The 13,219-nt window shown below is 65.6% G+C and carries 11 protein-coding genes; 7 read left to right on the top strand and 4 right to left on the bottom strand.

Annotated features, from left to right (window positions below; all coding sequences use genetic code 11):
* Positions 1-5: 5 nt before the first annotated feature.
* The 4 genes from CEY09_RS26205 to CEY09_RS26190 all read right to left on the bottom strand — a co-directional run bounded on the left by CEY09_RS26205 (position 6) and on the right by CEY09_RS26190 (position 4,598).
* Positions 6-1,757, bottom strand: a complete 1,752-nt coding sequence (locus CEY09_RS26205; RefSeq protein ID WP_088590850.1) for a SulP family inorganic anion transporter — start codon at positions 1,755-1,757, stop codon at positions 6-8.
* A gap of 143 nt (positions 1,758-1,900) precedes the next feature.
* Entirely contained in the window at positions 1,901-2,773 is an 873-nt protein-coding gene (locus tag CEY09_RS26200) for a phosphonopyruvate hydrolase (RefSeq protein WP_088590849.1), read from the bottom strand.
* An 82-nt stretch (positions 2,774-2,855) separates the two neighbouring features.
* Positions 2,856-3,404, bottom strand: coding sequence for a hemerythrin domain-containing protein (locus CEY09_RS26195; protein WP_088590848.1), 549 nt, complete (start codon positions 3,402-3,404; stop codon positions 2,856-2,858).
* A 39-nt stretch (positions 3,405-3,443) separates the two neighbouring features.
* On the bottom strand, positions 3,444-4,598 hold the full coding sequence (locus tag CEY09_RS26190) for a D-alanyl-D-alanine carboxypeptidase family protein (RefSeq protein ID WP_167390167.1): 1,155 nt from the start codon (positions 4,596-4,598) through the stop codon (positions 3,444-3,446).
* Positions 4,599-4,956: 358 nt separating this feature from the next.
* On the opposite strand from CEY09_RS26190, the gene CEY09_RS26185 reads away from it, so the two are divergent.
* From CEY09_RS26185 to CEY09_RS26155, 7 genes are all read left to right on the top strand, one after another.
* On the top strand, positions 4,957-5,415 hold the full coding sequence (locus tag CEY09_RS26185; protein ID WP_006223514.1) for an HU family DNA-binding protein: 459 nt from the start codon (positions 4,957-4,959) through the stop codon (positions 5,413-5,415).
* 151 nt (positions 5,416-5,566) lie between these two features.
* Positions 5,567-6,079: a MarR family winged helix-turn-helix transcriptional regulator gene (locus CEY09_RS26180; RefSeq protein ID WP_088590847.1), complete on the top strand. Its 513-nt coding sequence runs from the start codon at positions 5,567-5,569 to the stop codon at positions 6,077-6,079.
* A 49-nt stretch (positions 6,080-6,128) separates the two neighbouring features.
* Complete coding sequence (locus tag CEY09_RS26175) at positions 6,129-7,352, top strand: MFS transporter (RefSeq protein ID WP_088590846.1); 1,224 nt, start codon at positions 6,129-6,131, stop codon at positions 7,350-7,352.
* An 84-nt stretch (positions 7,353-7,436) separates the two neighbouring features.
* Positions 7,437-10,094 carry a leucine--tRNA ligase gene (leuS, locus tag CEY09_RS26170; protein WP_088590906.1) on the top strand — a complete coding sequence of 886 codons (2,658 nt, stop codon included), beginning with the start codon at positions 7,437-7,439 and terminating at the stop codon, positions 10,092-10,094.
* A gap of 11 nt (positions 10,095-10,105) precedes the next feature.
* Positions 10,106-10,768: an LPS-assembly lipoprotein LptE gene (locus CEY09_RS26165; protein WP_088590845.1), complete on the top strand. Its 663-nt coding sequence runs from the start codon at positions 10,106-10,108 to the stop codon at positions 10,766-10,768.
* Positions 10,769-10,771: 3 nt separating this feature from the next.
* Positions 10,772-11,827: a DNA polymerase III subunit delta gene (holA, locus tag CEY09_RS26160; RefSeq protein WP_006223519.1), complete on the top strand. Its 1,056-nt coding sequence runs from the start codon at positions 10,772-10,774 to the stop codon at positions 11,825-11,827.
* A gap of 105 nt (positions 11,828-11,932) precedes the next feature.
* On the top strand, positions 11,933-13,213 hold the full coding sequence (locus tag CEY09_RS26155; RefSeq protein WP_088590844.1) for a glutamate-5-semialdehyde dehydrogenase: 1,281 nt from the start codon (positions 11,933-11,935) through the stop codon (positions 13,211-13,213).
* Positions 13,214-13,219 lie beyond the last annotated feature (6 nt).

Genomic DNA, 13,219 nt, shown 5'->3' with positions numbered 1-13,219 from the left:
GGACGTCAGTGCTCGCTTTGCGGGTTTTGCGGCTGGCATTCCCAGAAGATCCGAGCCTTGCATCCCGCGCAGATCGCCGGGTCCAGCTTGGCGTAGATGGTGTGCAGCGCCGTGGCCTTGTCCGGGAAAATGTGATCAGCGCCCAGGCGCTCCAGAAACCCCGTGCGGCGCCACATGTCCAGCACCTCAGGCCGTGGCCGGTGGAAATACAAGTCGCCGCCCATCGCGCGACGCGCGGCCAATTCGTCTTCCCACACCTGCGCGCCAGCCAGATCGATGAAGTTCATGCTCTTGGCCATCACCAGCAGATGGCGCGGCGCGTCCGGCGCCGCGCGCAACTCGTGCAGGCGCTGGGCCACATGCGCCGCCGCGCCGAAGTAGATGGAACCTTCCATGCGCAGCAGCTTCAACTGCGGGCACTCGGGCAACGCGTCCTCCTGGTGCTCCAGCACGACGAAGCGCCGGTCCAGCCCGCGGGAATCGAAGCCCATCGTGCGCATCGCCGGCCGCGAGGTGCGGTGCAGATACGCCATTAACGACAACACCGTGCCCAGCAGAATCGCGACTTCCATGCGGATGGTGACGGTGGCGGCCAGCGTGGCGCCGGCGATCGCGCACTCGCCCGGCTGCATCCGGATCAGTTGGCGCCAGCGCGGAATGTCCAGCAAGGTCCATGCCACCAACAGCAACAGGCCCGAGATCGCCGCATTGGGAATCATTGCCAGTAACGGCGCCGACAAGGCCACCAGCACTACCAGCAACACCGCGGAAAACACAGCTGCCAACGGCGTCTTCGCGCCGGCTTCGTAGTTGGGAATGGACCGGTTCAGCGACCCGCATGACAGGTAGCAAGAGAAGAAGCCGCCCACGATGTTGGACAGCCCCTGCCCCGTGAACTCCCGGTTGGCGTCGATGCGCTGGCCTGAGCGCGCGGCCACCGCCTTGGCGATGGAGATCGATTGCGCCAGCGCCACGATCGTCAGCGCGAAGGCCAGGCTGAGCAGATCAGGCAGTGTGCGCCAATCTACGCTGGGCACATGAAACGGCGGCCAGGGCTGGGCGATGGCGCCCACGACCGAGACCGGCACACCGCCCGGCGGCACGGCCCATTTATTGAACGCGGCAGCCGCCAGCGCCCCCGCCACCAGTCCCAGCAGCATGTAGGGCTTGCGCTTGTCCAGCCGGCGCACCAACAACGCCACGCCGAGCGTGACCAGCGTCACCAGCAAGGCGCCTTTATGCACATCGCCAAGATGCGTGCCCACGCTGACCAGCAGCGCCCCTGCCCCATGCGAGGCCGGCGACGGCACGCCCAGCGCGTCCTTCAAGGCGTGCACCGCGATCAGCAGCGCGGCCCCGCTGGTAAAACCGAACAGGGCCGACGGCGAAATGAAATGCGCCAGCGAACCCAGGCGCAGCACGCCCACCAGCCATTGCATGATGCCGACCAGCACCGTCACCGCCAGCGCCAGCTGGATATAGGCAGGACTGCCCGCGGCAGCCAGGGGCGTCAGCACGGCGAACAGCGCTAGCGAATTCGCGTTGGTCGGGCCCGACATCACATGGCGGCTGGACCCGAACAGTGCCGCGACGATACAGGGGACAATCGCGGAATACAGCCCGTATTCGGCGGGCAATCCCGCCAGCATGGCGAATGCCACCCCCTGAGGCAGCACCAGCAGCGCGCCCAGCAGGCCTGCTGACAAGTCGGCGCGCAGGGTCAGCTTGTTGACGTCATTGACCCATGAGCCAAACATGCGGCCCGCCAGATTTCTAGCCCCCTGCGTCATCCTGTCCTATTCCCCATTTATAGTTTCCTCGTCCGCGCGTGCATCCATGCGGAACAAGGCCGCCTAGCGTAATCGCTCGACCCGGCTGGCGCAACGCGCCGCCGTCAGCCTCATTTCAGATAGCGGCGTTCCAGCTCGCGCATGTGGGCGTCGCCCTGCAGTGCGATGATTTCTTTCACCGTCGGCAAGCCGGCGTCCACCCCATGGATGCCGCCATCCTGGCGGATGCGGGCGAAGACGTCACGCATCGCGCCGACGGCCGCGCGGATGGCGTGGTTGCCATAGATCACCAGCCCCACCTTGCCCAGCGCCTGGATATCCGATTCACGCAACTGCGGATACGCGGTGGGCACCAGCACCAGCGGCACGCGACCCGTCCAGGCCTGCGCAAAGCGCACGATCTCGTCGGGCGTGGTTTGCTTGGAATGGATCAGGATGGCATCGGCGCCCGCCGATTCGTAGGCCTGCGCGCGGACCAGCGCCTCTTCCTGGCCCAAGCCCGCGATCAGGGCCTCGGTGCGGGCGATCACGCAGAAATCCGGATCGCGCCGCGCCGCGCAGGCCGCTTCGACCTTGCCCTGGAATTCCTCCACGCGCACCAGTTGCTGCCGGCCGTCCGTCCGCAGGCTGGTGTCTTTGGGAAAGGTCTTGTCTTCCATCACCACCGCCGACACGCCTGCCGCTTCGTATTGCGGCAGCATGTACGACACGTTGACGGCATTGCCGAATCCCGTGTCGATGTCCGCGATGACCGGCACCTCGACCGTCGCTGCAATGGCCCGCATCATGTCCAGATGCTGCGACGCGGAAAGAATGCTGGCGTCGGGTAGCGCATAGCTTGCCGAAAGTTCAAAACCGCTGCCCCAGATCGCATCGAACCCTGCGTCCGCCGCCAGCCGGGCCGACATCGGGTTATGCGCCGACATGGCGTGCATCAATCGGGGATCCTGCAATTTCTGGCGGAATATGCGGTGGCGGCTCATGGCGTGAATGCGTAGATTCCGGCGCCCGATGCGCCGGCTAGAGGCATCGTAGCGCCATTTGCCGCCGCCTTGGCGTAGCGGGTCAGCTTGCGCCGCCGCCGCGCCGCGCCTTCATGGCCTGCCCGATATCGGCCAGCGCATCGTCGGAAATCAAACGCGCCGCCATCGGCAGCAGCTCGTCCTCTTCACGCTGGATATGCGCGGCATAGGCCTCGGTGAACGCTTGCACCTGCGCCGCCGGCAAGGCGGCAGGCCGCCCGGCGGCGATCTCGGACAACACCTCGCGCAGCGGTATCCACATGTCCGCCAGGCGCCGATGTTCGGCCACCAGTCCTTGCACGAGCGCGTGCAGGCAGCCCGCATCGGACCCCGCCATGGACTCGATCAAGGCCGGAAAAAGATCTTCTTCCTCGTCTTCGTGATGGTGCGCCGCGGCGGTATCGAAATAGCGCGCCACGCTGGCGGCGGCCGTCTGCGCAGCCGCGTCGCTGCCCTGCGCGGGCAGATGCGCCGCCAGGCGCGTCAAGGTAGCGCATTGGCGCGCAATCCGCCCATGGCAGGCAGACAGCAGCGCCAGCGGATCATCCGGCCCCGGCGCTGCGGCCGGACCTCCAGGAAAGCTCACTGCCATCGCACACCTCCTTGTCGTCACCCGCCGCGCATGCCCGGATCAACTCGAATGGCCGCGCCACCACAACCGGACGGAATCCCACGCGCGTCCCGCGAACCCCGCCTCCGCCACAGGCTCCAGCGCCACCACGGGGAACTGCATGGACGGCTTGCCGTCCACCAGCACCCGCAACGCGCCCACGGTGTCCTGGGCCGCAATCGGCGCCACCAGCGGCTCCTGCGGCGTCCACACGGGCTCCACCTTGGCGCCCGCGGGCACGGTCACATAGGCGTCCCGCGAAAACCCGGCCTTCAGGCTGTTGCTTTCGCCCTTCCAGACTTCAGGCGTGGCCACGGCCTGGCCGCGCGCATACAGCTTGATGGTATTGAATCCCTGAAACCCCCACTCCAGCAACTCGCGGCTTTCCTGGGTGCGCAATTTGTCGGACGCCGTGCCGACCACCACCGTGATCAGGCGGCGTTGGTCGGCGCCGTTGGGCCGGCGCGCTGTCGCCACAATGCAGTAGCCGGCGGATTCCGTATGGCCCGTCTTCAAGCCGTCCACGCTAGGGTCCAGCCACAGTAGCCGGTTGCGGTTCGATTGGGTGATCTTGTTGAACGTGAATTGCTTGGCGGAATCGTAGGTCTTGTAAAGCTGGGGGTAGTCGCGGATGAAGCGCGTGGCCAGGATGGACAGGTCGCTGGCCGTGGAATAGGTGCCCGGGTCCGGCAGGCCATGGGGGCTGGCGAAATGCGTCGCGTGCAATCCCAGCCTGGCGGCGGTGTCGTTCATCCGCGCCACAAAGGCCTCGACGCTGCCCGACACCGCCTCGGCCAGCGCAATCGCCGCGTCATTGCCCGATTGGATCATCAGGCCGCGCAGCAACTCGTCCACCGACACCTTGGAGCCCGGCTCCAGGAACATCTTGGAGCTGCCCGCCGGCACTTTCCAGGCGCGCGTCGAAATCACGACCAGTTGGCCAGGCGTGACTTCTTTCTTATTCAGCGCCTCGAACACGACGTAGGCGGTCATGATCTTGGTCAACGACGCCGGTTCGATCCGCGTGGTGGCCGCATGCGACGCGATCACCTGACCGCTCGTCTCATCCAGCAGCAGCCACGCTTTGGCCGACAGCACCGGCTGCGGCATTGATTGCGCCATCGCGCCGGATACGCACGCCGCTGCAACGAGCAGGCCCGCTGCAAACTTTTTCATCAACAACATATAAGAGCTTCAATCCATGCTTGGGTTGTTCCCGCGCGGGAACGATCGCCAATCGGCTTGGCTAGCAAGCCGGCGTTCAACAATATCCCCGCGCGCCGCACGCAATTGGAACACGCGCCGCGCCAATGGTTCAGCGCTGCGATGTTCCGCAAAAATAGGCCTCGAATGTCACGACGTATTGCAAAAGCCCTTGCAGGAAGCACTTTCTGCGTCGAAAACAACAAACAGTGGCTTAAAACCCGTTAGAAAGCCGCAAGAACTTCAAGTCTTCCGCTATCATCGGGCGCGTAGCGTTAAAAGCCGATATCCGGCCCGCGCTGCTCCATGTCCTCAACTACGGATTTTGACCATGGCCACGAAAGCAAAAGCTCCTGCCAAGAAAGTCACCAAGCCCGCCGTCAAGGCGCCCGCAAAGAAGGCAACCGCCGCCAAACCCGCTGTGAAGCCCGCAGCAAAGAAGGCCGTCGCCGCCAAGAAGGTCGCTGCTGCACCCAAGGCCATCAAGGCTGCCCTGAACAAGACCCAACTGGTTGCTTACATCGTTGAGCAATCCGGCGTTGAAGCCAAGGCCGTCAAGGCTGTCCTGGCCAGCCTGGAAACCTCGGTGCTGGGTTCCGTGGACAAGAAGGGCGCTGGCGAATTCACGCTGCCCGGCCTGTTCAAGGTTGCCGTGCAGAAGGTTCCGGCCAAGGCCAAGCGCTTCGGCAAGGATCCGTTCACTGGCGTCGAGCGCTGGTTCCCCGCCAAGCCGGCTTCGGTCAAGGTGAAGGTTCGCCCGCTCAAGAAGCTGAAGGACGCCGCGCAGTAATTCGCGCGAGTATCCGGTCAAGCCGGAAGGGCCCGCCTCGAAAGAGGCGGGCCCTTCTTTTTTGCCGCGCGCTTTGCGCCGCGTGGGGTCCTGCTGTTAGAATTTATCTCAACGTAAAGAAACTTCATATCAAAGTAAATTCGGATATCGCATGAATGACCTCGTCGATCAGGTGATCTCGCAATGGACCGCGGAATGCCCCAATCAGGACTTCGCGGCCATGACGGTCGTCACCCGGGTGTTCCGCTTGAACGCCTTTGCCACCCGCAACGTGAACCGCAGCTTCCGCCGCTACAACCTGCACCAGGGCGAATTCGACGTCCTGGCTACGCTGTACCGCACCGGCGCCCCCCACGCCATGAATCCGCAGAAGCTGGTCGACGCCCTGCTGCTGACTTCCGGCGCGATGACCAACCGCCTGGACCGCCTGGAGCAGGCTGGCCTCCTGGTCCGCAATCCCAACCCCGACGACCGGCGCGGCATCATCGTGTCGCTCACCGCGGAAGGGCTGCGCGTGATCAAGCTGGTGTTGAAGGATTATCTGAAGGACCTGAACGAACTGCTGGACCCGCTATCCGCGGCCGAGCGCAAGCAAATGGCCGGGTTGCTGAAAAAGCTGCTGATCAAGCACGACCAGGAAACTCCCGGCGGCATCGGCGCCTGAGCCCGGCCTGCCTCCCCCCTGCCCCCCGCATCCCCTTCTGCCTGCCTCCATGACTTCCGCTTCACCCGCCACAACAACCCCGCCCACCCTGACCGCGCCGATCATCCTGCTGATGTCGGTCGCCACCGGCTTGGCCGTCGCCAGCAATTACTACGCGCAGCCCCTGCTGCACACGATCGGCCAGCAGTTTTCGCTGTCCAACGCCACGGCCGGCGCCATCGTTACCACCGCGCAGCTCAGCTACGCGCTGGGACTGATGCTGCTGGTGCCGCTGGGCGACATGTTCGAACGCCGCAGCCTGATCGTGCTAATGACCCTGCTGTCGGCCGGCGGCCTCCTGATTTCGTCGTTTGCCACGAGCATCGCCGTACTGCTGGTGGGCACGGCGCTGACCGGCCTGCTGTCGGTCGTCGCCCAGATCCTGGTGCCGTTCGCCGCCACGCTGGCGGCGCCGCACGAACGCGGAAAGGCAGTCGGCACCGTCATGAGCGGCTTGTTGCTGGGCATTCTGCTGGCCCGCACCGTCGCCGGCGCACTGGCCGATGTGGGCAGCTGGCGTACGGTGTACTGGGTGTCCGCCATCCTGATGACGGCCATGTCCGCCGCCCTGTGGCGCCTGCTGCCGCGCTACCAGAGCCCCACGTCGATGAGCTATCCGCGCCTGCTGGGCTCGATCTTGCGCATGTTCATCGAAGAACCATTGTTCCGCGCCCGCTCGCTGCTGGGTTTCCTGCTGTTCGCCGCCTTCAGCATGCTGTGGACGACGCTGACCTTCCTGCTGTCCAGCCCCCCCTATGAATACAGCACCACCACCATCGGGCTGTTTGGCCTGGCGGGGGCGGCGGGCGCCTATGCCGCCAACCGATTCGGCCGTCTGGCCGACCGCGGCCTGGGCAACCTGGCCACCCGGGTCGGCCTGCTCCTGCTGCTCGGTTCCTGGGGCTTGCTGGCCTTCGGCCAAGTCTCGGTCGTCGCACTGCTAGCAGGCATCCTGATCCAGGATCTGGCGATCCAGGGCGTCCATGTCACCAATAGCAGCGCGCTGTACCGCCTGCGCCCGGAGGCCCGCAGCCGCCTGACCGCCGGCTACATGACCTGCTACTTCATCGGCGGGGCGACCGGTTCACTGGTATCGTCCTGGCTTTACGCCCATTTTGGCTGGCCCGGCGTGGTCACCGCGGGCGCCGTCCTGGGCGTTGTTACCTTGGCATATGGCGCGTTCTCGCCCAGTGCCCGCATCCCGGAAACGGCTCCGTCCCCTGCCCGCGCCTAGCACCTCCTATAATCAGGGGTTTTGACCGCCACCGCGTCCGCGCGGCAGGGCGGCTCACCCTTTTTTGCCACCGTGCCCGAGCCCATGCAGGAACGTTACCTCCCCACTACCGTCGAAGCGGCCGCCCATCAAGACTGGCAGGCCCGCGACGCCTATCTGGTCCACGAACACGCGAAGAACGCCGACGGCTCCGAAAAGCCAAAGTTCTACGCCTGCTCGATGCTGCCCTATCCCAGCGGCAAGCTGCATATGGGCCACGTGCGCAACTACACCATCAACGACATGATGGCCCGTCAGTTGCGCATGCGTGGCTATAACGTCCTGATGCCCATGGGCTGGGACGCCTTCGGCATGCCGGCGGAAAACGCCGCCATCAAGTCCAAGGTGCCGCCGGCCAAGTGGACCTACGACAACATCGCCTATATGAAGAAGCAGATGAAGGCGATGGGTCTGGCGATCGACTGGACGCGCGAAATGTGCGCCTGCGATCCGCAGTACTACAAGTGGAACCAGTGGCTCTTCCTGAAGATGCTGGAAAAGGGCGTGGCCTACCGCAAGACCCAGGTCGTGAACTGGGATCCAGTGGACCAGACCGTGCTGGCCAACGAACAAGTCATCGACGGCCGCGGCTGGCGTTCGGGCGCGCTGGTTGAAAAGCGCGAGATCCCGGGCTACTACCTGCGCATTACCGACTACGCCGACGAGCTGCTGGGCGCCGTCCAGAACGACCTGCCCGGCTGGCCCGAGCGCGTCCGCCTGATGCAGGAAAACTGGATCGGCAAGTCCGAGGGCCTGCGCTTTGCCTTCCCGCACAAGATCGCCGGCCCGGACGGCCAGCTGATCCAGGACGGCAAGCTGTACGTCTTCACGACCCGCGCCGACACCATCATGGGCGTGACGTTCTGCGCCGTGGCGCCGGAACACCCCCTGGCTACGCACGCGGCTCGCAACAACCCGCAGTTGGCGTCGTTCATCGAGCAATGCAAGCTGGGCGGCACGACCGAGGCCGAAATGGCCACGCGTGAAAAGGAAGGCATGCCCACCGGCCTGACCGTCACGCACCCGGTGACGGGCGCAGAGGTCGAGGTCTGGGTCGGCAACTACGTGCTGATGACCTACGGCGACGGCGCTGTCATGGGCGTGCCCTCGCACGACGAGCGCGATTTCGCCTTCGCCAAGAAATACAAGCTGCCCATCGTCCAGGTCGTGGACGTGGCCGGCAAGGAATACTCCACCGACGCGTGGCAGGAATGGTACGGCGACAAGCAGTCCGGCCGCACCATCAACTCGGGCAAGTACGACGGCCTCTCGCACAAGGAGGCCGTGGACGCCATCGCCGCCGACCTGGGCGCGCAAGGCCTGGGTGAAAAGCAGACCACGTGGCGCCTGCGCGACTGGGGCATTTCGCGCCAGCGCTACTGGGGCACCCCGATCCCGATCATCCACTGCGCGGATTGCGGTCCCGTCCCGGTCCCCGAAAAAGACCTGCCCGTCGTCCTGCCCGACGACCTGATCCCCGACGGCAGCGGCAACCCGCTGGCCAAGAACGAAGCCTTCCTGTCCTGCGCCTGCCCCAGCTGCGGCAAGCCCGCGCGCCGCGAAACGGACACGATGGATACGTTCGTGGACTCGTCCTGGTACTTCATGCGCTACACCTCGCCTGGCAACGACACCGCCATGGTCGATGCGCGCAATGACTACTGGATGCCGATGGACCAGTACATCGGCGGCATCGAGCACGCCGTGCTGCACCTGCTGTACGCCCGTTTCTGGACCAAGGTCATGCGCGACATGGGCTTGCTCAACTTCGACGAGCCCTTCACCAAGCTGCTGTGCCAGGGCATGGTGTTGAACCACATCTATTCGCGCAAGACGCCCCAGGGCGGCATCGAGTATTTCTGGCCCGAAGACGTCGAAAACGTCTATGACGACCGCGGCGCCATCACCGGCGCCAAGCTGAAGTCGGACGGCTCCGCCATCACTTATGGCGGCGTGGGCACGATGTCCAAGTCCAAGAACAACGGCGTCGACCCGCAATCGCTGATCGATACGCTGGGCGCCGACACGGCCCGCCTGTTCGTCATGTTCGCCAGCCCGCCCGAGCAGACCCTTGAATGGTCCGACTCCGGCGTAGAAGGTTCGAACCGCTTCCTGCGCCGCCTCTGGTCGATCAGCTACGCCCGCCGCGACGCCGTGGCACGCGGTCTGGCCAATGGCGCCGACTGGTCGCAAGCCCAGGCCGCCGTCAAGGATCTGCGCCGCGAGGTCTACACGCTGCTCAAGCAGGCCGACTACGACTACCAGCGCATCCAGTACAACACCGTCGTGTCCGCGTGCATGAAAATGCTGAACGCCATCGACGACGCCAAGCTGGCCGAAGACGCCGCCTCCGACGCCGCGTACGCCGAAACCCTTGGCGTGCTGCTGCGCGTGCTGTACCCGGTCGTCCCGCACATCACCTGGCACCTGTGGCAAGACCTCGGTTACGCCAAGGAACTGGGCGACCTGCTGGACGCGCCGTGGCCGCATGTGGACGAAGCCGCGCTGATCGCAGACGAAATCGAGCTGATGCTCCAGGTCAACGGCAAGCTGCGCGGCTCGATCCGCGTGGCCGCCGCCGCCCCCAAGGAAGATATCGAGAAGCTCGCCGCCAGCCAGGAAGAAGTCACCCGCTTCCTGGAAGGCCGTCCGCCCAAGCGCGTTATCGTGGTTCCGGGCAAACTGGTCAACGTCGTAGGCTGATGAGGTCAAGCATGTACTTCGCCGGGCAACAAACGCACTCCTCCCGCCAATCCTGGCTGCTGCGCGGCGCCTGCCTGGCGCTGTTCATGCTGCTCTCCGCATGCGGTTTCGCATTGCGGGGAGTCACCCCGATGCCGTTCGACACGCTGTATGTCGGCATTCCCGACAACACCCAGTTCGGCGCCGACGTGCGCCGTTCGCTGCGCGCGGCTTCGCCCAATACGAAGCTCGTGGACACGCCCAAGGAGGCGCAAGCCATCCTGCAGCAAGTCGCCGATACGCGCACGCTGCGTGAGGTCTCGCTGAACGCGCAGGGCCGTGTCGAGGAATACGAACTCGGCATCAACTTCACGTTCCGCCTGATCGACAACAAGGGACGCGCGCTGATCCCGGACACCACGCTGTCGATCTACCGCGAAATGCCGTATGACGATCAGGTCGTGCAGGCCAAGCAAGGCCAGATCGAGACACTCTACAAGGCCATGCAACGCGATCTCGTCACCCGAGTGCTGCGCCGCATGACCGCGCCTGATGTGCGCCGTGCCTTCGAGAACGCCGAGGAGCGCGGTGAAAACGGCGAAATCCCGCTGTACGACCCGAATGCGCCGCAACCGCAGCGCACGCCCACGCCGTGGCAGACGCCGTCCACCACTGACCCGGCCATCCTCCGCTAGCCCATGGCACAGTCTATGGACGCGGACCGGCTGGCCGAACATCTGCAGCGGCCGGGCAACCGGCTCGCCGCGATGTATACGGTATCGGGCGACGAGCCCCTGCTGGTAACCGAAGCGGTTGACGCGTTGCGCGCCTCGGCGCGCAACGCCGGCTACTCCGAACGGCTGTCCATGGTGATGGACGCCCGCAGCGACTGGAGCGCGGTCACCGCCGCCACCCAAAGCGTCTCGCTGTTCGGCGACCGCCGCATCCTTGAAATCAAGATCCCCACCGGCAAGCCGGGCAAGTCCGGCGCCGATACGCTGACCAAACTGGCCGAGCAAGCCGAAAAGCAGCCGGATGCGGACACGCTGGTCCTGATCGCCCTGCCCCGCCTTGACAAAGCCACCCGCGAAAGCCGCTGGGTCCAGGCGCTGGCCCGTGGCGGCATGATGGTCGACATCCCCAATATTGAACGCGGCCGGTTGCCGGCCTGGGTGGGGATGCGGCTGGCCCGCCAGAACCAGCGCGCCGACGGCGCCACCCTGCAATGGATGGCCGACAAGGTCGAAGGCAACCTGCTGGCGGCGCACCAGGAAATCCAGAAACTGGGGCTGCTCTACCCCGAGGGCCAATTGGCGGCCGAAGATGTTGAACGCGCGGTGCTGAACGTGGCCCGCTACGACGTCTTTGGCCTGCGCGACGCCATGCTGGCCGGCGACATTTCCCGCACCATCCGCATGATCGACGGCCTGCGCGCCGAAGGCGAAGCGCTGCCGCTGGTGCTGTGGGCGGTGGGCGAAGAGATCCGCCTGCTGGCCCGCGTCGCGGAAGCGCGCGCCCTGGGCCAGGATGTCAACGGCCTGATGCGCCGCCTGCGCATTTTCGGCGCTCACGAACGCCTGGCGCTGCAAGCCCTGAGCCGGGTGCAGCCCGGCGTCTGGCCGGCCGCAGTGCAGCATGCCCACGAAGTCGACCGCCTGATCAAGGGCCTGTCCGTGCCTGGCCGCCTATCCGACCCCTGGGAAGAAATGACCCGGCTGGCGCTGCGGGTCGCCGCCGCCGGCGGACGACCGTGAAGGCGGCATTGCCGCCGCCTTCGCCTCGCCCCCGCTCCCTACGCCCGGCCCTCCGGCCGGATATACACTGAAATATTCAGACGGCGCTTGCGCCGCCCTAACTCCATGATCGACGCCGCCATGTCCTCGTCCTCCATCGAACACGCCATGCTCACCCTGGGCGAGAACGCCCGCCGCGCCTCGCGCGCCATGATGCGCGCCAACAGTGCCGCCAAGAACAAGGCGCTGCTAGCAATGGCCGACGCCCTGGCCGCCAGCCACGACGAGCTGAAAGCCGCCAATGAAAAGGACGTTGCCGCCGCCCGCGCCAACGGCCTGGAACCGGCGCTGCTTGACCGCCTTACGCTGTCCGACAAGACCCTCGCGCACATGGCCGAAGGCTTGCGCCAGATCGCCGCCTTGCCCGACCCGATCGGCAGCATCACCGCCACCACCGTGCGCCCCAACGGCATGCGTGTGGCCCAGATGCGCGTACCGCTCGGTGTCATCGGCATCATTTACGAATCACGCCCCAACGTCACGATCGACGCTGCCGCGCTATGCCTGAAGTCCGGCAATGCCGCCATCCTGCGCGGGGGTAGCGAAGCGCTGCACTCCAACATTGCCCTGGGCCGAGTCGTGCAGACGGGCCTGGCCGCCGCCGGCCTGCCGCAAGACGCCGTGCAGGTCGTGGCCACCGCCGACCGCGCCGCCGTAGGCAAGCTCATCACCATGACCGAACACATCGACGTCATCGTGCCGCGCGGCGGAAAGGGCCTGATCGCCCGCCTGTCGCAAGAAGCCCGCGTGCCCCTCATCAAGCATCTGGACGGCAACTGCCATATCTATATCGACGCCGCGGCCGATCCGGACAAGGCGCACAGCATTGCCTTCAACGCCAAGACCTATCGTTACGGCATCTGCGGCGCCATGGAAACCCTGTTGGTCGACGCCGTGGCCGCCGTTTCCATCCTGCCCACGCTGGCCGCGGCCTTCATCGAGCATGGCGTCGAACTGCGGGGCTGCCCGCGCACGCTGGCCCTGCTGCCGCACATCACGCCGGCCACCGACGAAGACTGGGGCACGGAATACCTGGGCCCCATCCTGGCCGTACGCATCGTCGATACGCTGGACGACGCCATCGAACACATCGCGCGCTGGGGTTCCGGCCACACTGACGCCATCGTCACCGAAGACCTGTCAGCCGCGCAGCGCTTCCAGCGCGAAGTCGATTCCAGCTCGGTCTATGTGAACTTGCCCACCTGCTTTGCCGATGGTTTCGAATACGGGCTGGGCGCCGAAATCGGTATTTCCACGAACCGCCTGCACGCCCGCGGCCCGGTCGGCCTTGAAGGCCTGACCACGCTGAAGTGGGTGCTCAGCGGCGAAGGCCAGACGCGCGGCTGACGCCGG

It is taken from the genome of Achromobacter marplatensis, from assembly GCF_002209535.1.
GTDB lineage: Bacteria > Pseudomonadota > Gammaproteobacteria > Burkholderiales > Burkholderiaceae_B > Achromobacter > Achromobacter marplatensis.
Note: the sequence above shows the minus strand (reverse complement) of the source record. Positions and strands in the feature narration are given on the sequence as shown.

Excerpts from the sequence above, each read along its gene's own strand:
- CEY09_RS26205 (WP_088590850.1), bottom strand. The coding sequence starts at position 1,757 with ATGTTTGGCTCATGGGTCAATGACGTCAACAAGCTGACCCTGCGCGCC.
- CEY09_RS26200 (WP_088590849.1), bottom strand. The coding sequence starts at position 2,773 with ATGAGCCGCCACCGCATATTCCGCCAGAAATTGCAGGATCCCCGATTG.
- CEY09_RS26195 (WP_088590848.1), bottom strand. The coding sequence starts at position 3,404 with ATGGCAGTGAGCTTTCCTGGAGGTCCGGCCGCAGCGCCGGGGCCGGAT.
- CEY09_RS26190 (WP_167390167.1), bottom strand. The coding sequence starts at position 4,598 with ATGAAAAAGTTTGCAGCGGGCCTGCTCGTTGCAGCGGCGTGCGTATCC.
- CEY09_RS26185 (WP_006223514.1), top strand. The coding sequence starts at position 4,957 with ATGGCCACGAAAGCAAAAGCTCCTGCCAAGAAAGTCACCAAGCCCGCC.
- CEY09_RS26180 (WP_088590847.1), top strand. The coding sequence starts at position 5,567 with ATGAATGACCTCGTCGATCAGGTGATCTCGCAATGGACCGCGGAATGC.
- CEY09_RS26175 (WP_088590846.1), top strand. The coding sequence starts at position 6,129 with ATGACTTCCGCTTCACCCGCCACAACAACCCCGCCCACCCTGACCGCG.
- leuS (WP_088590906.1), top strand. The coding sequence starts at position 7,437 with ATGCAGGAACGTTACCTCCCCACTACCGTCGAAGCGGCCGCCCATCAA.
- CEY09_RS26165 (WP_088590845.1), top strand. The coding sequence starts at position 10,106 with ATGTACTTCGCCGGGCAACAAACGCACTCCTCCCGCCAATCCTGGCTG.
- holA (WP_006223519.1), top strand. The coding sequence starts at position 10,772 with ATGGCACAGTCTATGGACGCGGACCGGCTGGCCGAACATCTGCAGCGG.
- CEY09_RS26155 (WP_088590844.1), top strand. The coding sequence starts at position 11,933 with ATGATCGACGCCGCCATGTCCTCGTCCTCCATCGAACACGCCATGCTC.